Raw genomic sequence first — 20,628 nt, 5'->3', positions numbered from 1 at the left:
CGGGTGGCGTGGGTGCGGGTGGTTTGCCTCCTATTGTGACCTCGACGGCGAGTTGCGGAAGGCGCCGGTCTGCCAGCCCGCCGGGCGTGGCGGTTGGCAGTCGCGGAAACGGATTTCGGAGCTGCGGTCGCCGGAGATACTTACCTCGACCTGGCCGCCCGGCACGTCGAATGTCACGTTGTCGAAAAGCAAGCCGCGGGCGTCCGTCAAGTGGAGCTGGCTGATCTGGCTGTGGATCGCGACGTTGCGGAACGTCATCTGCTCGACGTCGTCGGCGGTGATCAGCAGCTCGCCGCGGATGTCGGCGTTCTCGATTGTGAAATCGGTGAGCGGCGACTCGGGGATGCCGGTGACGTGCACCATCCGTGTGGCGCCCTCGACCAGCACGTTGCGGATCGTGACGTTGCGGAAGAACGGCGTCAGTTCATCTACTGGCCGCGGCGGCAGTCGGGTTGCGAGTTCGCCGACGTACATGGCGCTGCCGAGCATGTCGCAGCGGAACATCTTTCCCGACAGCCGCATCCGCAGCCGCTCGTAGGTCAGGTGCTCGCCGCCGCCGCCCCGCGGCCGGCGCGTTTTTAGTCGGATGCCGACGTCGGTATCGTCGAAGACGCAATCGTGCACGTACAGGTTGCGGATCACGCCGGCCGTTTCGCTGCCGACCGTTACGCCGCCGTGCCCCTGCTTCGCTAGGCAATGCCGGATCACGACGTTCTCGGTCGGTCGGTTCACCCGGACGCCGTCGGCGCCGCGGCCTGCCTTGAGCGTGAAGCAGTCGTCGCCGCAGTTGAGCGTGGAGTACTCGATCAGCACGTTGCGCGACGACTCGATGTCGATGCCGTCGCCGCGGGGGATGCCGACCGAGTTGACGGTCACGCCGCGGATGATCACGCGGTCGCAGTACACGGGGACGATGTTCCAGAACGCGGTCTGCTCGAGCGTCACCCCCTCGATCAGCACGTTGGTGCAGCGGGTGGGCGAGATGAACATCGGCAAGAAGACGGGCGCCCCGCCCTGCCCCTCGTACACCCGCTCGGCGACCGGTTTGTCGAGCGGCACGAACTTCTCGACCACCGCCTGGGTCATCATCTGGCGTTTAACCGGCCCGTCGGCTGGCCCGTACAGCGTCCCCCGACCGGTGACGGCGATGTTGTCGGCGTCGAGCGCGTAGATGCACGCCCCCAGCGACATCAACTCGACCCCCTCGTGGCGCGTGAACACCGCCGGTCGGTAGTCGGCCAGTTCGCCGCTAAAGTACAGCTCGGCGCCCTCGGCCAGGTGCAGGTTGACGTTGCTCCTGAGCGTGATCCGACCCGACCGCCATCGGCCGGCAGGGATCAGTACCGTCCCGCCCCCGGCGCCGTGGACCTCCGCGATCGCGGCGTGGATGGCGTCGCTCGCCTTGCGGTCGGGCGTCGCACCCTTGTCGCGGATGTCGACCGTGAGCGGCGGAAACTCGGGACGGCGAAGCTGCGGCATTGCAAACGGCGCGTCGATTGGTGCGATCGTGTCGGGCAGGCACGCGGCGCCTACCTGGTCGATTGTTGGAAGCGGAGCTTGCCAGTTTTGGGCGCGTGCCTTGCCAGCGGCGATCGGAACGTAGCCCAGCATCAGCAGCACCAGAACACGCGTGGTAGGAGCAGCAGACCTTTGCACGATGTTTGCCGTGGGTGATCGTGACCGAGGGGCAGGTGTGGTAGAGATGACCGTTCGGTGAAGACAAGGTCGGCCGGGCAGGATTCAATCGTAGCCTGCCGCAAGCCGGGCGAACGACGGCGCGTCTCAAAACAACGCGGGCCGCAGCGAATGGCTGCGGCCCGCGTGAGAAAGGCGTCGCTGTCCTGGCGTGTTGCTGCGATTGGCCGCTTGCGCCGTCAACGGAGTGTTGCGACTGGCTCCGCGAGCGTCCGCAGGGCCAGCAACGCCGGCACTGGCGTTGAGGACCGCTGACGACGCTGCTCGATGCGGCTACGCTAGTCGGCGGCGACGAGACGGTGACAGACCACTGCAAACCACCAGCGTAACCGCCAATGCAGCGGCGATCGGTTCGGGCGTGATCGTGATCACCCCGCCCGCGAGCACCGATCCGACCACCGGGTCATTGATAGGGTCGATCGTCGGGCCGAGCTGGTATCGCACGTCGACGTCTTGGGTGCCGATGAAGATGTCGCCGGATTCAAACGGCAGCGAGTCCACCGACGCCACAAACACATACGGGTCCACGGTGTACAAGGTAGCGCCGTTCGCCAGGACCTGACGGAACGGGCCGCCGACGCTGCGGAACGCTGAGATCAACTCGCCGGTCACTGGGTGATTGACGATTGACGTCAGCGACCCAGTGAAAGCTCCCAGGTCGGGCGCTTCGTTGATGCCGCCGTAGAGGTCGAACGGGACCGGGGGCATGCCGGCGATGAAGCCGGACGACAGGATGCTCGTCAGTTCGTCTTGGATCTCGTCGCCGACCTGCTCGCCCCAGACTTGGGTAAAGGCGCCTTGGGCGAAAACCGGCACGTCCACTGCGGAGGCAGTTGGGTTGAACGGCGTCCCCGGGTAGAGCCGGGTGAAGAACGTGTTGTCGAATGTGTAATCGGCGGAGCCGGCCAAGATAGGCCCGGCCTGCGCGACCGAGCCGGCGGCGAGCGCCGCCAGCAGGGCAACTATCAACCTGGATGTGTGATTCATTAGACGCTCGCGAGTTGCTCGACCTGGCGAACCGGCAGCTGCATCAACTGTGCCGTGGTCGATATGATGTCGGGTGAGGTGCTTCAGGGAAGTGCGGCTGTCCGTTGGGCCGAGTACATGCGGCGCCACGCAGCTTGCAAGCATCGAAATGTTGCGTTTCACGACTTCTTAATCGAATCGCCGGATCGATCGCCACCAACATCGGGGAATCCTAGAGTGAGTGGTCCAGCGGCAGGTGCCCGACTGGATTGCGATCCCTGCGGCAGCCGCGGTTAGCACGCAGCCCACAAACGCCCGGAGTGAGCTCGAAACGAAGTTCGGCGTGCGATGGCGTCGCACTCGGTTCGTTCAGCGAACCGGCGCCACGGCGTGAGATCACGGCCCTGCCCGGGCCGACGGCGGTTGGGACTCTGCCGCCGGGACCGAGTGGAGTGGCGCGGTAATGCCGTAACGGCTACGACGCGTCGGCCGGGTTGTCGGCTGCAGCGTTCGGCTCTTCCACCTCCAGCCCGACCGCCTCGAGGCGTTTTTTCCACTGCCGCCGCGCCACCCGCTGCATGTCGGCGGCCTGGTCGTGCTCGTCGATGATCTCGGCGCCGAGCAGGGTCTCGATGACGTCCTCCATGGTGACCAGTCCGTCGGCCCCGCCGTACTCGTCGACGACCAATGCGATGTGCTCGCGCTGGTTGAGCAGCAGCTCCAACGCGTCCGACAGCGAAGCGGTCGCCGGGATCGCCTTGAGCGGCCGCCGCAGCTCCTTGAGTTTGGTGTCCGGCTGGTCGTTGGCCTGGGCGAGCAGCACGTCGGTCTTGAGCACGAATCCGGTGGTGCGATCGATCGAGTCTTCGAACACCGGGATCCGCGACACCGGCAGCTTGGACCGTTTTGAAAGCAGCTCGCCAACCGTCGTCTCCTCGGGGAACGCGAAGATGACCGTCCGCGGAGTCATGATGTCGTCGACCTGCAGCGAGCGGAGTTTCAGCAGGTTGGTGAGGATCCGGTGCTCGCCGTGCTCGAGCTCGCCCGCCTCGCTACTCATGGCGGCTGTCGCGGCGACCTCTTCGCGGGTGACAATTTCCTGCTTTTCGCCGGCGATCAGCTTGGTCATCAGCTCCGACATCCAGACCAGCGGGAACAGCAGCCAGATCAGCACCTCGAGCCCCTGGGCGACGCTAGGAGCGAGCTGCCGCCAATAGACCGCGCCGATGGTCTTAGGGATGATTTCTGACAGAATCAGGATTAGCAGCGTCATCAAGGCCGACGCGTACCCGACCGCCGAGCTTCCCCAGATGCCCGCTGCCTGGGCGCCGACGCCGGCCGCGCCGACGGTGTGGGCGATGGTGTTAAGGCTAAGAATGGCCGATAGCGGGCGGTCGACGTTCTCCTTCATCCGCTTGAGCCGCGCCGCCGAGCCTCCGCCCGAGTCTTGGAGGGTCGCGATGTACGAAGGCGAGACGCTCAGCAGCACGGCCTCCGCGACTGAGCAGAGGAAAGAGAAGCCGAGCGCCACGATCGCGTAGATCGTGAGCATGCCGTAGCTTCCCTCCTGCGGCGCGTCGCCCGTCGTGGGGATCACGGCCAGCAGGTTGATTGTCAGTTCTGCCACGCACTCGCTCCTTGAACCGCGTTTGCTCTTGGGTTACCGCACTATGGTAACGCAACCGCCGCAACTACGGCGCCCAAACCTAGGGGAATCTTGCAGTGTTCTCAGCAGCAAGAGAGCCCATTGGACATTTTCTGTCGAACGCCGTCCTCGAGCGCTGCCTAGCTGCGTGTCGCCAGGCTGGGGGGCGTCTCGCAAGGCGTCGACGCCGCGCTCCGATTTTATCGGGTCCGCCGCCGAGTCCGGCGCAGACTGCCCGCTGCGGCTAGCAGGCCGGTCAGCAGCGCGGCTCCGGGCTCGGGCGCGTCCACGATCCGGAAGGTTCGCATCATCTCGGAGTCTTCGTGCTCTAGGATGTGGCAGTGCCAGACAAAGGTGCCGGTGTACTCGTCGAACTTGACGGCGATCCTGAGGGTCTCGCGTCCGCCGACGTTGACGGTGTCTTCCCAGCCCAACTCCCACGGCTCGAGGGCCACATCGTTGCCCGATAAGTCTTGCCGCCCGACCACCTGGAAGGCTTCCATATGCAGGTGCATTGGGTGTTCCATGTTGGTCATGTTGACGAACTCCCAGATCTCGAGCTGCCCCCGCTGGATAATCTCGGTGGTTTCGTCGGACCACTTCTTGCCGTCCAGCAGCAGTTCCATGCGGCCGTACTTGTCAAAGTCGCGGACGAGTTCCAGGCGACGCACCGGGGCGTTGTCAAGCTCTTCTTGCGAGTACCGGGAGATCGACGACAACGCGTTCGGCAGACTGCTGGCGTCCGGCGCGCTCAGGTCCTTGATGCGGAACTGCATGACCTCGTCGGTGGTCCCGGCCACGGCCCGGCGATCGTCGTTCTTGAGATACACGGTGTCGCCGGGGCTGAACTGCGAGAAGTCGACCACCACGTCTACCCGGTCCGCCGGGGCTAGGAACAGGTCGTCCCGCTCGGCCACCGTGCTGAGCAACCCGCCGTCCACGCCGATCTGGGAGAACCCCAGCGAGCTGGCGCCGGCGCCTGCCGCGGGCTCGAGCGTCAGGTTGTAGTTGCGGGCGTTGGCCCCATTCAGCAGGCGGAGGCGGTACTTGCGGGGCTCGACCTCCATGTACGGCCACACAACGCCGTTCACCACGTTGGCGTCGGCGTAGAACGACGACACCTGCGACGCCGCGCTCGGGAAGTCATCACCTAGCGGCCCGAGCGGGTCGCTTATCGCTCCTGGGCCTTCGGGGTAGTACAGGGACCCGTCGTTGTAGAACGAGCGGTCCTGAATCAGTATTGGGATTTCGTATTCGTCGGACGGCAGGTTTAGTGAGTTCTCTTCTGCGTCGCGGATGAAGTACATCCCCGCCATGCCCGCGTAGACGTTCAGCCGCGTGATGCCCATGGAGTGGTCGTGGTACCAGTTGCCCGCCGCCCGCTGGTTGTTGGTGTAAGTAGCGACGAAGCTGTTGCCGGCGGGTCCCGAGGGGGCGTGGGTCGTGATGCCGTTGGCCGGCGCGTTGGGGTCCGACGAGAACCACTGCTCGGGGAAGCCGTCGCTCATCTCGTTGGCCACCGCGCCGTGCACGTGGGTCACGGTGCGGGCCTGCGGGAACTGCGGGCCGGCGCCGTGGATGGTGGTGTCGTACGGCAGGATGTGCTGCAGCCCTTGACCGTTGTCGTCGCGGAGGTTGTTGGTCCACTCGACCTTGATGGTCTCGCCCGAGTTGACGTTGAAGGTCGGCCCCGGGAAGACGCCGTTGTAGCCCCAGAGCGTGGTCGGTGCGAGCTGGCTGTGGAGCTGCTGCTCGAACTGCTTGATCTCAACCTCGTAGAGCGGAGCCCCGTCGAGCGTGCCGGTCGGCGTGAGCACGTTGCCCGACGCGAGCGGGTTCGGCGCCGGGTCGAGGTACTTGGTCAGGGTGCTGACGTCGAGGATGTTCTGCGCGCGAGCCGCGGCCGGGGCGAGCAGGAGAAAAGCAGACGCGGTGAATAGCGTCAGTGATCGGAGTCGGGTCATCGTGTGTGGGGCGTCGGGGGAAGCAGATGCAAGGAGGCAAGCCACCTCAAGGAAGGGGTAGGCGTGACAAGCGTGTTCGCTGTCAGAGACGCAAACAGAGCCGCGAAGATAAAGAAGCGCCCGCGAGAGAAACGTGGGGGGGGCGCAACGGCGGCTAGAAGCAGAGCATTAGGCGAGCGGAATCGGCGATTGAGTCGGGGCTGGCTACCAACTTAGGCTAGCCGCAACGGATGGCCGGGTCAAACAAGAAACCGGCGTACGGGGGCCCTGTCGGCCGATTGCAACCAAAACCCCGACTAGTGCGAGGAGCCGCCCTTCGCGACCCGCAGCTTGCCGCGGGCCTGGGCGATGTCGCGGTCGCGGGCGGCGGCCTCGGCCCCGGCGGCCGATCGGGCGATGGCCGCGTCGAGCTGCTGGCGGGCCTCGGCGACGTCGATTTCCGAGACCAACATCGCCTTGCCGGTCATGACCGAAACGACGTCGTCGGCGATCTGGACGAAGCCCCCCTCGACGAAGTAGCGGTGGTTCTCGCCGCCGATGCGGTAGCGGAGCTCGCCGTAGCCGAGCCGACCGATTACCGGGGCGTGGCCCGCCGCGACGCCCAGCTCGCCGTCGAACAACGGCGCCACGACAAAGTCGACCGACTCGTCAAGGACGGTCATCTCGGGCGTAACGACAACTAGTTTGATGGGGAGGTCGGCCATGGCATTTCAAGGCGAGGACCGAAGGTCCTCGGTTGATCCCCCTCCCTCTCAGGGAGGGGTTAGGGGAGGGTTGTCGTTATCCGTTAATGTTGCTCGCGATTTCCGGAAGCACTTTGGCCAAAAGGCGTTCACACGGGCTGCAACCGTGCTACCCTCCCCCGGCCCCCCCCTAGAAGGGAGGGGGGAAAGGTCGCCTGCCGGCGACAGTTTGCTCTACTTCTTGTCCTTCTTCCACTGCTCCTCGGCCTGCTCGATCGGGCCGACGTACATGAAGGCCGACTCGGGGAGGTGGTCCCACTTGCCGTCGCAGATCTCGTTGAAGCTGCGGATGGTGTCGGCGATCGAGGTGAACTCGCCGGACTTGCCGGTGAACACCTCGGCGACGAAGAACGGCTGCGACAGGAACCGCTCGATGCGACGGGCGCGGTGGACGATCTGCTTGTCGTCTTCCGACAGCTCGTCGACGCCGAGGATCGCGATGATGTCCTGCAGCTCGCGGTAGCGCTGCAGCGTGGTCTGGACGCGGCGGGCGCAGTTGTAGTGCTCCTCGCCGACGTACTGCGGGTCGAGGATCCGGCTGGACGACGCCAGCGGGTCGACCGCCGGGTAGATGCCCTTCTCGGAGATCGACCGCTCCAGGTAGATGAACGCGTCGAGCTGGCCGAACGCGGTGGCCGGCGCCGGGTCGGTTGGGTCGTCCGCCGGCACATACACCGCCTGCACCGAAGTGATGGCGCCGTTGTTGGTCGAGGCGATGCGCTCCTGCAGGGCGCCCATCTCGCTAGCCAGGGTCGGCTGGTAACCGACCGCCGACGGCATGCGGCCGAGCAGCGCGGAAACCTCGGAGCCGGCCTGCGAGAAGCGGAAGATGTTGTCGACAAACAATAGCGTGTCGGCGCCGGTCTTGTCGCGGAAGTACTCGGCCATGGTGAGGGCCGACAGCGCCACGCGGAGGCGCGAACCCGGCGGCTCGTTCATCTGCCCGAACACCATGCATGTCTGGTCGATGACGCTCTTGTCGCCGTCGCCGCCCATCTTGGTCTCTTGCATCTCGAGCCACAGGTCGGTCCCCTCGCGGGTCCGCTCGCCGACGCCAGCGAACACCGAGTAGCCGCCGTGCTCCTTGGCGATACGGGCGATGAGCTCGGTGAGAATAACCGTCTTGCCCAGGCCGGCTCCGCCGAACAGGCCGGCCTTACCACCGCGGACGAACGGCGTCAGCAGGTCGACGACCTTGATGCCTGTCTCGAAGATCTCGGTGCTGGTCGACAGGTCCGCAAGCTTTGGGGCGTCGCGGTGGATGGGCCAACGCTCTTCGGTGTCCACCGGGCCACGCCCGTCGACGGTCTCACCGATGACGTTGAACACGCGGCCGAGGGTCGCCTCGCCGACCGGCACGCTCACGGGGGCGCCGGTGTCGACCACCTCCTGACCGCGGACCAGGCCGTCGGTCGAGCCGAGGGCGATGCACCGCACGCGTCCGCCGCCCAGGTGCTGCTGGACCTCGGCGGTGAGGTTGATCTTCACGCCCTTGTGCTCAGAGACGATCTTCAACGCGTTGTAGATCGCCGGCAGGCTGTCGTCCGGGAACGCGACGTCGAACGTCGAGCCGATGACCTGGGTGATGTGTCCGACGTTGTTGGCGGTGGCAGTGGACATGGTTCGCTATGCGGTGAAAGAGGTGTTTGGTTTGACTGGTGTATTGTCTCGGGTCGGCCCACCCCGGCGGGGGTGAGACCCCGGCGTTAGCTGATCGCTTCGACGCCGCCGATCAGGTCGATCAGCTCCGAGGTGATGCGTCCCTGGCGGGCGCGGTTGTACTGCATGCTCAGCTTCTTGATGAGGTCGTTCGCGTTTTCCGTGGCGCCCTTCATGGCGATCATGCGGGCGACCTGCTCGCTCACGGCCGAGTCGAGGAAGCACTTGAAGAGCTTGATCTTGAAGCTCATCGGGATGACCTCCTCCAGGATGCTCTCCGGCGAGGGGAGGAACTCGTATAGCGAGACGCCCGACTCCTCCACGGCGGGGTCGGCTTCGTCGCCGACCACTGAGCCGAGCGGCAGCAGCGTCTCAACCGCGACCTGCTGACGCGCGACGCTCTCGAACTTCATGTAGACAACGTCCAGCCGGTCGAGCCGGCCGGCGATGAAGTCGTCGAGGTAGCGGGTGGCGATGTCGTCGACTTCTTCGAAACGCGGCTTGTCCTCGAAGTGCGTGAAAGACTGGTCAACGTCGAGCCCGCGGAACTTGAGGCCGGTGATGCCCCGTTTGCCACTCACCTCGAGCGTGCAGTTGGGGACCGCCGCCTTCAGCTCGGTCCATGCGCCGAGGCTGGCCCGGATCAGGTTGCCGTTGAAGCCGCCGCACAGGCCGCGGTTGGCGGTCAGCACCAGCAGCTTGCCGTGCTGCGGGTTGTCCCGCTGCTCGAGCAGCGGGTGGCTCACCTGCAGGCCGGCCTGGGTCAGGTCGCGGACCAGCTTCGACACGCGGTTCGTGTAGTCGGTGGCCGCGGAGGCGCGGTCCATCGCCTTCTTGAACCGGGCGGTCGCGATCAATTCCATCGTCCGAGTAATCTTGGAGATGTTCTTGACCGACTTGCGGCGCTTGTCGAGAACTTTTGGGTTGGCCATGTTTGGCAATCGGCTGTTGACTGGAAGCTATCGGCTGCTCGAAAGCCCACCCCGCCTGGGGTGGGACGACGTCAAGCTGGGCTAGCTCGCCGCCCCGGCGGTCGCCTTCGCGTGCCCGGCGAACTGCTTCTGGAACAGCGCGATCGCCGACTCGATCTGGGCGACAATCTCGTCCGACAGGGCCTGCTCCTGTTCCAGCTTCGTGCGGAGCTCGGGGACCTGGTCGTGCAGGAAGGTGACGAACTCGCTCTCCCACTGCTGCACCTTGTCGACCGGGATCTCGTCCAGGTGGCCCTTGGTGCCGACGTAGATCAGGATCACCTGGTCCACCATGTCCAGCGGCTGGTACTGACCCTGCTTGAGCAGCTCGACCATGCGGTAGCCGCGGTCCAGCTTCGACTGGGTGGCCGGGTCGAGGTCGGTGCCGAGCTGGGCGAAGGCCTCGAGCTCGCGGAACGCGGCCAGGTCAAGACGTAAACCGCCGGCCACCTTCTTCATGGCCTTGGTCTGGGCGTTGCCGCCGACGCGGGACACCGAGATGCCCGCGTTCATCGCCGGCTTGACGCCCGCGAAGAACAGGTCCGGCTGCAGGTAGATCTGGCCGTCGGTGATGGAGATCACGTTTGTCGGGATGTACGCGGAGACCTCGCCCTCGAGGGTCTCGATGATGGGGAGCGAGGTCAGCGATCCGCCGCCCAGCGCGTCGGAGAGCTTGGACGAGCGCTCCAGCAGGCGGCTGTGGCAGTAGAACACGTCGCCTGGGTACGCCTCGCGGCCCGGCGGGCGACGCATCAGCAGCGACAGCTCGCGGTACGCCACGGCCTGCTTCGAGAGGTCGTCGTAGACGATCAGGGCGTGCTGGCCGTTGAACATGTACTCCTCGGCCATCGCGGTGCCGGAGTACGGGGCGATGTACTGCAGCGGCGCCGGGTCGCTGGCGCCGGAGACGATCACCGTGGTGTAGTCCATCGCGCCGTTCTCGCGGAGCTTCTCCACGATGCCGGCGACTGTCGACTCCTTCTGGCCGACCGCGACGTAGAAGCACTTCACGCCGGAGTTCTTCTGGTTGATGATCGCGTCGATCGCGACGGCTGTCTTGCCGGTCTTGCGGTCGCCGATGATCAGCTCACGCTGGCCGCGCCCGATCGGCGTCATGGCGTCGATCGCCTTGATGCCGGTCTGCAGCGGCTCCTTGACCGGTTGACGCTCGGACACGCCGGCGGCGATCACCTCGACCGGGCGGCTCTTGCTGGTCACGATCGGGCCCTTGCCGTCGAGCGGGTTGCCCAGCGGGTCGACCACGCGGCCGAGCAGCTCGTCGCCGACCGGCACGCTCAGCAGGGTGCCGGTGCTCTTGACCTCTTCGCCCTCGGAGATCTTCAGGTAGTCGCCCAGGATGATCACACCGACCGAGTTCTCTTCCAGGTTGAACGCCAGGCCGGTGACGCCGCTGGCAAACTCGACCATCTCGCCCGCCATCACGCCCGACAGGCCGTAGACCTGGGCGATGCCGTCGCCGACTTCGAGCACGCGGCCGACCTCGCGGACGTCGATCTGCGAGCTGAAGTTAGAGATCTCTTGCTGAATGACCGACGCGATCTCGTCGCTGTTAAACTTCATCCGATAGCTCCGAAGAAGCTGGGCTGTGTTGTGGCAGCTGCCGGGGCAGCTTGTGACTAGTTGGTCGAGAAGAACTGCTGTGGGTTCTGCTCAATCTGCTGAATGGTCGAGTTGACGATCGCCCGCCGCGCCTTGGCGAAGGCCGTCCGCAGCGAGCTGTCGTACACGGTGTCGCCGACGTGCACCTGCATGCCGGCGATCAGGTCCGGGTCGACCTCGGTCGTCATAATCGGCTCCTGCCCCGTCTGCGAACGGAGCGCGTTGGTGATGTCGCCTAGCAGGGCGTCGTCGAGCGGCTCGGCCGACACCACCCGGACCCGAACGTTGTTGTTGCGATCCTGATACAGTCGCACCGTCTCGCGGACGATGGTCCTGAGGATGCCCAGCCGGTTGTGGGCGGAGAGCACCTTCAGGAAATGGAGCACGGTATCGGATACCTTGCCCCCGAACACCCTGTCTAGAATCTGCCCCCGCTCTTCGTGCGAGACGAACGCCGATCGCAGCGGCTCGATAAAACCGGGGTGCGGGTTTAGGATCTCGTCGACAATCGCCTGCAACTCCTCCACAACCGTCCACTCGTTCCCGGCGGCGGCGCCGAGAACTGCTTTGGCGTAGGTCTTCCCGATCTGCTCTTCGGTGACGTCGAGCACGGTGTCGTGGTTCGGCAGGTTTTGCGGGTCGATCGGCATGCTTGGCAGTTGAAACGGAGTGGCTGCGTTCGGAAGGACGCGTGGCTAGTTCGCGTTGGAGCCGGGGCCCATCAGGCCGAGCGCCTCGCGGACAATCTCGCTCTGGCGGTCGTGGCTGATCTCCTGGCGGACCACCTTCGAGGCGAGGTCCACCGCCAGAGCAGCGCTCTGCTCGGCCAGGCTCTTCACGGCGCCGTCCTTGGCGTTCTCGATGTCCCGCAACGCCCGTTGACGCTCGGCGTCGGCGGCGTCGCGGGCCTCGGAGACGATCTGCCCCTTGGTCGCCTCGGCGTCGCGCCGGGCCTCCTCGAGCATCTCGCGGACCTCGTCAGCCGCCGCGTCGATCTTGGCCCGGTGTTCCGCCAACAGGGCGGCGGCCTGATCGTGCTTCTCCTGGGCCGCGGCGATGTTGTCCGAGATCGCCCGCTCACGCTGGTCGAGCGCCTCTGCGATCTTGGGCCAAGCGAACTTGGCGAGCAGCGCCATCAGCACCAGGAACACGAACAGCGAGTAGATCGCCAGGTCGGCCTGCAGCTCCGAAGGGCTCATCAGGCTCTCGTGGGCGTTGCCGTGGCCCAGCTCGTGGCCGTGCCCGCCGGCGTGCTCGTCATGAGCCGCGTCGCCGTGTGCGACTCCGTCGTGAGCCGCCTCGTCATGCTCATCTTCGGCATGCCCGGCGTCCCCCTCTTCGCCCGAGTCCTCAGCCTCCGTCGTGGCTTCCTCCTCGGCCTCAGACTCGGTGGCTTCTGCCGCCGCGGGGGCTTCGCCTTCAGCGCCTTCCGTCTCTTGCGCCTGCAGCCCCTGACTGGCGGTTAGCGCCAAGCAGGCGAGCACGAGCAACGCCAGTCGCAGCGATGGCATCAGTTTCAACATCGTAGACAACTCACAGGGACGAAACGGAAAGGAAGCCTTCACTCGGGTTCGGCGACTAGCCGGCGGTAAACGGATTCTGCGTCGAGCAGACGTAGATCGCGTAGAACGTGAAGCCTTCGATCAGGGCGGCCGAGATGATCATGGCTACCTGGATGCCGCTGGCCATCTCGGGCTGGCGGGCCATGCTCTCAACCGCCGAACCGCCGATGCGGCCGATGCCGAGGCCGGCGCCAATCGCGACCAGGCCAGCGCCAATGGCTCCCGGGATCGCGCCAGCGTAGTTTCCGCCGGCTTCCTGAGCGGCGGCGGGCGAGACCATGATCAGGCCGGCCACGATGGCGTAAGCAGCAATCTTTGTGAAGTTAAACACTCTGGCACTCCTCGTTAAATCGGAAGAACAACTGGATCAAGTTTGAAATCGCAACGGGCCGGCCCGCCAGCACCTACTTAGTGGTGATGGATGGCCGCCCCGATAAACAGACCGCTTAGGAACGTAAACACGTACGCCTGCAGGAAGGCGACAAACAGCTCAAGGCAGTCGATCGCCACCGCGCCGAAGATCGACAGCGGCGCCGCGATCCACCAGCTGGCGGCCCCCGCCGCGCTGACGGCAATACCCATCAGGGCGAGCAACACCAAGTGTCCGGCGACCATGTTAGCGAGCAGACGAACGCTTAACACCGCGTGTTTGATGAAGAAGCCGGCGACCTCGATGATCCAGATCATCGGCACGATGAGCAACGCCATCGTCCAGTGCAGGTCCATGCCCGGCACCTGGTTTTTGAGGAAACCGAAGACGCCGAACCGCTTGATGCCTGAGCCGATCGACACGGCGATCACCATCAACGCCAGTGATGTGGTCACAGCGAATGACGCAGTTGGGGCGCCGAGGAACGGGATGATGCCCAGCAGGTTCATGATCAGGATGAACAGGAACAGCGTCCACAGGAACGGCACGAAACGGTGCGCGTCCTTCTCTCCGATGGTCGGCTTGGCGATTTGGTCGCGGATGAACTCGAGGAACACCTCGATGATGCTTGTGACGCGGCTCTTTTGGCCGCTGAGCAGCATCTCCCCCGCCTTGCGGCACAGGTAAAAGATGACGATGGCGCCCACCGTCAGCAGGATCATGTACTTGGAAATTCCAATGCCCGAGTCCATCGCGTAGTGGTTACGCAACTCGCCGAATGGCTGCGGGATGACCAGCTTGCCGCTGAGCTGGTGGTTGTAGTCGGCGATCTTCTCGGGGGACCACTCGTGGGTCGCGGTGTAGCTGTCCTCGCTACCGCGGACATCCTCCGCCGCCGCCTTGATCCCCTGCCACTCGGTCTTCGCGGCCGAGTTCTCTTCGATGATGGTTTGGAACCACTTCTGCGAGGGGGCCTCCTCGAGGAACACGTCGAACGGCTTGGCGAAATTCGCGTCGGCGCTCCGCCACTGGTGGTACTCCGCGAGCAGCGCTTCGGGGCTCTCCGGCAGCTCGATCGAGGATCCCTCGAGAGCGTCGACCTGCCGCTTGGCTTCCCAGTCCTGGTAGTCCGGGTCGAGCCGGATCCAGTAATTGTCGAACTCGCTGAGGTGCTGCTTCTTGCTCGGCGCAAAGACCTTCGGCACCTCGAAGTAGTAGCTGTCCTTAATGTGAAGGATGGCGCTAGACATAGGAGCCGTTCAGTTTGGCAACGAGTCGAAGGTTAAGGGCGGAATTGGATCAGGCCGCCGGTTTGGTGGCCGCCACATCGGTAGCCCGCGCGCCGATCGGCTGAAACTTGCTGGCGAGCCTCGCGGCCACCACGGTTTCCACCGCTAGGCCCGCAAGATAGTTCAGCATCAGCATATGCACTAGGCCCGACGCTAGGATCGGGAGCGAAGTTAGTTGGGGCACCGCGGCCGGGGCCGCTAGGACCAGCGTCATGGTGCAGGCGAGACGCACCAGCATGCCGGCGAACACACTGGCAATGCCGTGCCCTGCCTGGGTCATGCGGAGCATCACCTCGAGCGATGCCAAGCAGATCAGCCAGACCGCTGCGGAAGCGGCAGTGGCGGCAATCCAAACGGTGGGCGAACCGGCTCCCCACCACCAGGCGGTCGCTACCAGCACTGCCGCGGAGACCCCGGCCATGGCGAGCATGGTGCGGGCGGGGGTGACAGGAAGCGTCCAGTGGGGCGTCATGCGAGGTTTAGTCGCGGTCCGGCGAGTCCGAGGAGGGAGTCTCGCCGCGGCGGGGTGATTTGCGATAGGCGACCAGCAGGTACGTCAGCCCGATCGGCGGCCCGATCATGAAACCAACGAAACCAATCCAGTCGACGCCCCAGCGGGCGCCTAACCAAGAACCAAGGATGCCAGGCAGAGCCATCATGGCGCTGGCGGCGAACACACGGCCCAGGGCGTCGTAGGCGGCTGCGTTAGGCGAGGGTCTCTGGTCGTTCACAGGCACATCTCTGCTGTCGTTGTGCCGCGAATGGCCAAGAGAGGGGCGGTGAGAGCCTCAAATCCTCGCTTTGCAGGCCGCTGAGGGGTGAAGTCTATTTGGCCCAACCCTAGAGCGTCAACGCCCTTGCGGCGAAATTGTGCTTTTTTTCACAAACTTTTCAGCGTCCGAGAGTCGCGTTCTTGCGCAAGACGCGACAGTTTGGGGGGGCCGTGCAAAGATTGACGCCCCAATTTCGCCTGCGGAGACCTGCCTTACGCGGATATAAGTCTTTCGGCAGAAGTGGTTTGCGACCTGCGTTGTGGTCGCGCTGGACGAGGATTTTGTTGCGGAATACGGCAGGTCAGTTATACTAAATATCACGAGTTAGATGATGCGAAGGCCTGTGCAGCCCGTAGGGTTTCAACGGGGCCCGGTGAGCCCCCGCTCGCTGGGGTGCACAACGCCTTCTCGGACGATCGCTTTCGCCATCCGTGCTGAACGCCTCTGCCCTCCTCTGCTCTACCCGCCCGCTCAACGAACGGCGTCCGCCGTTCGGACACCGCGCCCAAGACCGGGGCGCGCCCACCGCGATCCACATAGATGCGGAGACTGAAAGCAATGACCGCTTCCACGCTGAAGTCGTACACGTGCAAAGACCTTGCTCAAATGGCCCGCAGCGAAGGGATCCCGGGCTGGCACTCGATGCGGAAGGACGAGCTGATTGCCTCGCTGGTGCGAGCGAAGCGAACAGCGTCGTCGAAGCCCACCGCGAAGGCAATCCGCAAGCCGCCGGCGGCCCAGCCGGTTCAGAGCCCGGAGCGTCGCCGCGTGCAGCGTGAGATCAGCCGCGTCCAGCAGCAGACCGCTGAGCGCAAAAACCTGAGCAAGGCGGTCGAGGGCCGCCCCGAGCCGCAGAAGGACCGCATCGTCGTGCTGGTCCGCGACCCTTACTGGTTGCACGTCTGCTGGGAAATCACCCCTCAGAGCGTCGAGCGGGCCCGCTCGGTGCTCGGTCAAGACTGGCACAGCGCGGCCCCCACGCTGCGTCTGATCCGCGTGCTGGACGACGGCGGCGGGCGGCTCGAGCGTTGCATCGAGATCCACGGCGGCGTTTCGAACTGGTATGTCGATGTGTCGGATCCGCCAAACTCGTACCGGGTTGAAATCGGCTACGCGGCGACCGGCGGCGAGTTCTACTGCCTGTCGCGCAGCAACACGGTCACCACCCCGGTCCCTGGCTCCGCGGACGTGGTCGACAACAATTGGACCGACGTCGCCGCGAACGCCGACCGGATCTACGCGATGAGCGGCGGCTACAGCTCCGACGGCGCGAGCATGGAACTGCAGGAGCTCCTCGAGGAACGCCTGCGTCGCCGGCTCGGCCGACCCTCGGAGATCCGCTACGGCCTGGGCGCCGCTGGAGTTGGTCGCGACGGCAGTGAGTTTCACCTGGCTGTCGACACCGAGCTGGTAGTCTACGGCTCGAGCGATCCAAACACCCACGTGACGGTGTCGGGCGAGCCGGTGGCGGTCGGCCCGGACGGCGGCTTCGCGGTCAAAGTGCACTTCCCGGACCGCCGCCAAGTGATCCCAATCGTCGCCAGCTCGGCCGACGGCGTGGAGCAGAAGACCATCATCCTGGGGGTGGAACGCAACACCAAGATGCTCGACCCAGTCGTCCGCGACACCGCCAGCGTCAGCTCCTAGCCCAGGCGGTCTCGTCGCTACGGCCATAGGCGGGGATTCTACGCATACGCCGTTGCGCTGGTTGGTACGCGTTCCCCGTATGCCCCGAATCCGCTACCATCGGGGGAAGCGATGCATCGCCCCCGCTGAGGCGGTCCGGCCGTGGGTCGGCTCGAGGTTGGGCGAGCGGGGCGGCCGCACGCGCAGGGTTCGCACTTCTTCTGACCTGGTTGTGATCTGTGACTCGCGATATCCGGAAGATCATCGATGACTGGAACTACGCTCCCGACACGGTCACGACCCGCCTGATCACCGGCGACGACGGGCGAGAAAAGGTCCAGCTGCGGCTCGACCTGGGGCTGCTGCAGATGGAGCTCGAGGGGCGGCCAGACGGCCAGACGATCCAGGGCGCCGAGTCGCTGCTCACCCATCACCAGATCCGCCAACGCGAGCACGACGCCGCCAATCCCGACGGCCTCCCCTACCTGCTCGAGAGCGAGGACTGCACCGAGCTGATGCGCGAGGGGGTGCAATATTACCACCGCTACATCTGCTTCTGGCAGCTAGAGCGGTATGAGTTGTGCGCGCGGGACACCAACCGCAACCTCGACCTGTTCCGCTTTGTCCGCGAGCACGCCCGCTACGACCGCGACAAGGTGCAATTCGATCAGTGGCGCCCCTACGTCACGATGATGCACGCCCGAGCGGTGGCGACTCCGCTGGTCGAGCTGCAGCAGTGGGAGGCGGCGATCGGTGCGATCGACGCCGGCATCCGCGGCGTCGAGGGGTTCTTGTCGGACTACGGGCAGGTGGACCAGGCCGAGCGGATGAGCGAGCTGGTGTTCCTCAAGCGGTGGCGGCGCGAGCTGGTCCGCAAGGCGGCGCCCGAGTCCGAAGAAGACGACTCGGACGACGACCCGGTCGCCCAGGTCAAAAGCGATCTGGAGAAGGCGATCGAAGAAGAGCGGTACGAAGACGCCGCACAGCTGCGGGACGAACTCAAGCGGCTCGAAAACCCGCCCCCGCCTACCGGGCACGGCGGGCCGCAGTGACTTGCCCGCTGCAGGTCCGCGTCGGACAATAGCATCAGGCCTGTCCTTTCTTTAGCTGCTCGTACCCAGCCCCCACCATGCGCGAAGCCCAGCAACTCGTCGAGCAACTCCGAGGCTACAGCAGCTGCGCGGTGGCGTTCTCGGCGGGCGTCGACAGCACGGTGGTCGCCAAGGCGGCCCAGTTGGCGTTGGGCGAGCACGCGGTAGCGGTGACGGGCGTCGGCCCGGCGCTCGCCGAGGGTGAGCTGGACGAGGCCAAGCGACTAGCCTCGCTGATCGGCATCCGGCACGAGGTGGTCGCCACCGACGAGATCAACACGGCGGGCTACATCGCCAACGCGCCCGACCGGTGCTTCCACTGCAAGACCGAGCTCTACACCCACGTCGAGCAGATCGCCAAGGGGTTGGCCCTGGCCACCCTCGCCAACGGCGCCAACACCGACGACCAGGGCGACTACCGCCCCGGGATGCAGGCCGCCGCCGACTTCCAGGTGCGCAGCCCGCTGGTCGAGTGCGGCTTTGGCAAGGAGGTCGTCCGCGGCCTGGCGGCTTACTGGGAGCTGCCGGTCTGGGACAAGCCGGCCGCCCCGTGCCTGGCGAGCCGTGTCGCCTACGGCCAGCAGGTCACCCCCGAGCGGCTGCGCATGATCGACGCCGCGGAGCGTCGGCTCCGCGAGCTCGGCATCCGCGAGCTGCGGGTCCGCTACCACGAGGGCGACCTCGCCCGCATCGAGGTCCCCGCCGAGTGGCTGCCCCGCCTCGTTGAGGACGGCCCGCGGCAGACGCTGCTAGCCGACCTCAGGGCGTTGGGCTTCAAGTCCGTAACATTCGACCTGGCGGGCTTCCAGAGCGGCAGCCTCAACCAAGTGCTCGACGCCGCGACGCTCACCAAGTGGCGGCGCTAGATCCGCCGGCCGTTGCGCCAGGCGACGGGGCGCGAGGCTACGGCGCCGGTTCCTGGGGCGATGCACCCTGCGGCGTCGCGTCCTGGTAGAACTGCAACAGGTCCTCGCGCAGCTGCTTCAGGGCGGGGTCGTAGATGTACATCATGTGGCCGCCCTCGTAGAACTTGGTCGTGAAGTTCTTCTGCAGCGACTCGTCGAGCAGCAGGTGGTCGCGGGAGTGCTGCATCGCGAACTGCGGAGTGGCCAGGTCGTAGTAGCCGCAGGCCGCGAAGACCTTCAGGTACGGGTTGACGCTCATCGCCTCGCGCAGGGCGGTGGCCGCCTCGACGTAGCGGTTCTCGAAGGGGTCGTAGTTCCAGGGGCGGACATCGCTCGTCAGGATCTCGTAGACCCGGTCGTCCTCGTACTTCAGGGTCCCACGCAGGTAGGTGTTCATCCCGCTGGTGAAGATGCCGAACGCCGCGGCGCCGCTCGGGTCGAAACCGGTATGCTCTCCAATATCTTCCGAATCCTCGCCCGTGTAGCGACCGTCGAACCGGCCGACAATCTGGCCCCGCTCGCGGAGCAGCTCCTTGCCGAATCGGCTCATGCTGACCCGCAGGTTGGCGTCCCACAGGTACTCCTCGGAGAGGCCCGTCAGCCGCGCCATCTGCCGGCAGATCCGGCGGCGTTGCTCCTCGGGCATCGAGGTCGCCTGCAGCAACGCGTCTGCGTAGGGGCCGTAGGCAAACTCCTCGGCCTCGGCGACCACGTCGGCTACTGGCCGCTTGAGCAGCTCTTCGCTGAGGGCTTTGTGGTAGTGGGCGGTCGCCGTGTAGCCGGGCAGGAACAGGACGTACGGCAGGTCGTTGTTGGGGGCGAAGGCCAGGGTCGAGAAGTCGACGACGGCCGAGACCAGCACCACGCCGTTCAGGTACAGGTTGTACCGGTCCTGCAGCATGCCACTCAGCCCCGCCGCCCGCAGGCCGCCGTAGCTCTCGCCGAGCACAAACTTGGGGGACCGCCAGCGTTGGTGCTGGCTGGTGTAGTCGTGGATGAACTGGCCGACGCTGCGGAGGTCTTCTTGGTATCCGTGGAACTGCTTCTTGTCTTCCCCTTCGGCCGGTCGGCTGTAGCCGGTGCTGACCGGGTCGATGAACACCAGGTCGGTGACGTCGAGCAGCGAATGCGGGTTGGGTTCAATGCCAAACGGGGGACGGGGCTGGCTCGCGTCGTCCGGCATGCGGACCCGCATCGGGCCGAGCATCCCCATGTGCAGCCACACCGAGGACGACCCGGGGCCGCCGTTGAAGCAGAACGTCACGGGCCGGGACGCGTCGATCTCGGCGCCCTCGCCTCCGAGCGTGTAGGCGACGTAGAACATCTGCGCCTTGGACTTACCGGCGTCGGTCTTCATCTCCATCTTGCCGGCCGTGGCGGTGTACTCGATGGCGCGGTCGCCGATAGTCGCGGAGCCGTAGGTAATGGATGGCTTTTCGGGCTCGGGCGCCTTTTTCGCCCCATCGGCTGCTGTCGACGCCTGTTTCTTGTCGTCGCCCTCAGATTCTTTACCAATTGCCACCCTACCCGGCAGGCAGGCGAGAGCGGCGAGCAGAGCGAGTAGGCAAATCGGCATCCGGCAGGTGTGCATGTTGTGGATCTAAGCTGTTAATGGTCAGTGACTTACGCTGTAGCAGGATACGTCAAGATATCGCTTGAGGGGCGGTATTGCGACCCGGCGAGGTCCGATCGTGAGACGCTGCTTGGCGGTCTTCACCGGTGTAAAGAAATGACGGTTGGTGCGGTCGT

At 65.4% G+C, this 20,628-nt stretch carries 18 protein-coding genes; 3 read left to right on the top strand and 15 right to left on the bottom strand.

The window, feature by feature from the left end; all coding sequences use genetic code 11:
- Positions 1-30: 30 nt before the first annotated feature.
- The 14 genes from Pla123a_RS13640 to Pla123a_RS13575 all read right to left on the bottom strand — a co-directional run bounded on the left by Pla123a_RS13640 (position 31) and on the right by Pla123a_RS13575 (position 15,215).
- Positions 31-1,611, bottom strand: a complete 1,581-nt coding sequence (locus Pla123a_RS13640) for a glycoside hydrolase family 28 protein (protein ID WP_146588197.1) — start codon at positions 1,609-1,611, stop codon at positions 31-33.
- Positions 1,612-1,968: 357 nt separating this feature from the next.
- On the bottom strand, positions 1,969-2,682 hold the full coding sequence (locus Pla123a_RS13635; RefSeq protein WP_146587829.1) for a hypothetical protein: 714 nt from the start codon (positions 2,680-2,682) through the stop codon (positions 1,969-1,971).
- Positions 2,683-3,136: 454 nt separating this feature from the next.
- Complete coding sequence (locus Pla123a_RS13630) at positions 3,137-4,288, bottom strand: CNNM domain-containing protein (RefSeq protein ID WP_231956457.1); 1,152 nt, start codon at positions 4,286-4,288, stop codon at positions 3,137-3,139.
- A 218-nt stretch (positions 4,289-4,506) separates the two neighbouring features.
- Positions 4,507-6,270, bottom strand: coding sequence for a multicopper oxidase family protein (locus tag Pla123a_RS13625; RefSeq protein ID WP_146587827.1), 1,764 nt, complete (start codon positions 6,268-6,270; stop codon positions 4,507-4,509).
- 296 nt (positions 6,271-6,566) lie between these two features.
- The gene (gene atpC / locus Pla123a_RS13620) at positions 6,567-6,974 is read right to left on the bottom strand and encodes an ATP synthase F1 subunit epsilon (RefSeq protein WP_146587825.1); all 408 of its coding nucleotides are present in this window, start codon (positions 6,972-6,974) and stop codon (positions 6,567-6,569) included.
- A gap of 213 nt (positions 6,975-7,187) precedes the next feature.
- Positions 7,188-8,633: a F0F1 ATP synthase subunit beta gene (gene atpD / locus Pla123a_RS13615; RefSeq protein ID WP_146587823.1), complete on the bottom strand. Its 1,446-nt coding sequence runs from the start codon at positions 8,631-8,633 to the stop codon at positions 7,188-7,190.
- A gap of 86 nt (positions 8,634-8,719) precedes the next feature.
- Entirely contained in the window at positions 8,720-9,604 is an 885-nt protein-coding gene (gene atpG / locus Pla123a_RS13610) for an ATP synthase F1 subunit gamma (protein WP_146587821.1), read from the bottom strand.
- Between the two features lie 81 nt (positions 9,605-9,685).
- Entirely contained in the window at positions 9,686-11,224 is a 1,539-nt protein-coding gene (gene atpA / locus Pla123a_RS13605) for a F0F1 ATP synthase subunit alpha (RefSeq protein WP_146587819.1), read from the bottom strand.
- Between the two features lie 56 nt (positions 11,225-11,280).
- Positions 11,281-11,913 (bottom strand): ATP synthase F1 subunit delta, encoded by a 633-nt coding sequence (gene atpH, locus Pla123a_RS13600; RefSeq protein ID WP_146587817.1) that lies wholly within the window; start codon positions 11,911-11,913, stop codon positions 11,281-11,283.
- A 45-nt stretch (positions 11,914-11,958) separates the two neighbouring features.
- The gene (gene atpF, locus Pla123a_RS13595; protein ID WP_197527941.1) at positions 11,959-12,774 is read right to left on the bottom strand and encodes a F0F1 ATP synthase subunit B; all 816 of its coding nucleotides are present in this window, start codon (positions 12,772-12,774) and stop codon (positions 11,959-11,961) included.
- Between the two features lie 67 nt (positions 12,775-12,841).
- A complete protein-coding gene (gene atpE / locus Pla123a_RS13590; RefSeq protein ID WP_231956455.1) occupies positions 12,842-13,156 on the bottom strand; it encodes an ATP synthase F0 subunit C in 315 nt (104 codons plus the stop codon).
- A gap of 77 nt (positions 13,157-13,233) precedes the next feature.
- On the bottom strand, positions 13,234-14,445 hold the full coding sequence (atpB, locus tag Pla123a_RS13585; protein ID WP_146587814.1) for a F0F1 ATP synthase subunit A: 1,212 nt from the start codon (positions 14,443-14,445) through the stop codon (positions 13,234-13,236).
- 49 nt (positions 14,446-14,494) lie between these two features.
- Positions 14,495-14,956, bottom strand: a complete 462-nt coding sequence (locus Pla123a_RS13580; RefSeq protein WP_146587812.1) for a hypothetical protein — start codon at positions 14,954-14,956, stop codon at positions 14,495-14,497.
- Between the two features lie 7 nt (positions 14,957-14,963).
- Positions 14,964-15,215, bottom strand: a complete 252-nt coding sequence (locus Pla123a_RS13575) for a hypothetical protein (RefSeq protein WP_146587810.1) — start codon at positions 15,213-15,215, stop codon at positions 14,964-14,966.
- A gap of 600 nt (positions 15,216-15,815) precedes the next feature.
- Here Pla123a_RS13575 and Pla123a_RS13570 point away from each other — a divergent pair.
- From Pla123a_RS13570 to larE, 3 genes are all read left to right on the top strand, one after another.
- The gene (locus tag Pla123a_RS13570; RefSeq protein ID WP_146587809.1) at positions 15,816-16,904 is read left to right on the top strand and encodes a DUF4912 domain-containing protein; all 1,089 of its coding nucleotides are present in this window, start codon (positions 15,816-15,818) and stop codon (positions 16,902-16,904) included.
- Between the two features lie 218 nt (positions 16,905-17,122).
- The gene (locus tag Pla123a_RS13565) at positions 17,123-17,935 is read left to right on the top strand and encodes a UvrB/UvrC motif-containing protein (RefSeq protein ID WP_197527940.1); all 813 of its coding nucleotides are present in this window, start codon (positions 17,123-17,125) and stop codon (positions 17,933-17,935) included.
- A 77-nt stretch (positions 17,936-18,012) separates the two neighbouring features.
- Positions 18,013-18,840, top strand: a complete 828-nt coding sequence (gene larE, locus Pla123a_RS13560) for an ATP-dependent sacrificial sulfur transferase LarE (RefSeq protein WP_146587807.1) — start codon at positions 18,013-18,015, stop codon at positions 18,838-18,840.
- Between the two features lie 37 nt (positions 18,841-18,877).
- Here the strand turns inward: larE and Pla123a_RS13555 are convergent, their stop codons facing one another.
- Positions 18,878-20,455 (bottom strand): S10 family peptidase, encoded by a 1,578-nt coding sequence (locus Pla123a_RS13555; RefSeq protein WP_146587805.1) that lies wholly within the window; start codon positions 20,453-20,455, stop codon positions 18,878-18,880.
- Positions 20,456-20,628: the final 173 nt, after the last annotated feature.

The sequence above is a fragment of the Posidoniimonas polymericola genome, assembly GCF_007859935.1.
GTDB lineage: Bacteria > Planctomycetota > Planctomycetia > Pirellulales > Lacipirellulaceae > Posidoniimonas > Posidoniimonas polymericola.
This window is presented reverse-complemented; position numbering and strand designations above follow the sequence as displayed.

Excerpts from the sequence above, each read along its gene's own strand:
- Pla123a_RS13635 (WP_146587829.1), bottom strand. The coding sequence starts at position 2,682 with ATGAATCACACATCCAGGTTGATAGTTGCCCTGCTGGCGGCGCTCGCC.
- atpA (WP_146587819.1), bottom strand. The coding sequence starts at position 11,224 with ATGAAGTTTAACAGCGACGAGATCGCGTCGGTCATTCAGCAAGAGATC.
- atpB (WP_146587814.1), bottom strand. The coding sequence starts at position 14,445 with ATGTCTAGCGCCATCCTTCACATTAAGGACAGCTACTACTTCGAGGTG.
- atpD (WP_146587823.1), bottom strand. The coding sequence starts at position 8,633 with ATGTCCACTGCCACCGCCAACAACGTCGGACACATCACCCAGGTCATC.
- Pla123a_RS13640 (WP_146588197.1), bottom strand. The coding sequence starts at position 1,611 with ATGCTGGGCTACGTTCCGATCGCCGCTGGCAAGGCACGCGCCCAAAAC.
- Pla123a_RS13570 (WP_146587809.1), top strand. The coding sequence starts at position 15,816 with ATGACCGCTTCCACGCTGAAGTCGTACACGTGCAAAGACCTTGCTCAA.
- atpG (WP_146587821.1), bottom strand. The coding sequence starts at position 9,604 with ATGGCCAACCCAAAAGTTCTCGACAAGCGCCGCAAGTCGGTCAAGAAC.
- larE (WP_146587807.1), top strand. The coding sequence starts at position 18,013 with ATGCGCGAAGCCCAGCAACTCGTCGAGCAACTCCGAGGCTACAGCAGC.
- atpF (WP_197527941.1), bottom strand. The coding sequence starts at position 12,774 with ATGCCATCGCTGCGACTGGCGTTGCTCGTGCTCGCCTGCTTGGCGCTA.
- Pla123a_RS13580 (WP_146587812.1), bottom strand. The coding sequence starts at position 14,956 with ATGACGCCCCACTGGACGCTTCCTGTCACCCCCGCCCGCACCATGCTC.
- atpH (WP_146587817.1), bottom strand. The coding sequence starts at position 11,913 with ATGCCGATCGACCCGCAAAACCTGCCGAACCACGACACCGTGCTCGAC.
- Pla123a_RS13625 (WP_146587827.1), bottom strand. The coding sequence starts at position 6,270 with ATGACCCGACTCCGATCACTGACGCTATTCACCGCGTCTGCTTTTCTC.
- atpC (WP_146587825.1), bottom strand. The coding sequence starts at position 6,974 with ATGGCCGACCTCCCCATCAAACTAGTTGTCGTTACGCCCGAGATGACC.
- Pla123a_RS13555 (WP_146587805.1), bottom strand. The coding sequence starts at position 20,455 with ATGCCGATTTGCCTACTCGCTCTGCTCGCCGCTCTCGCCTGCCTGCCG.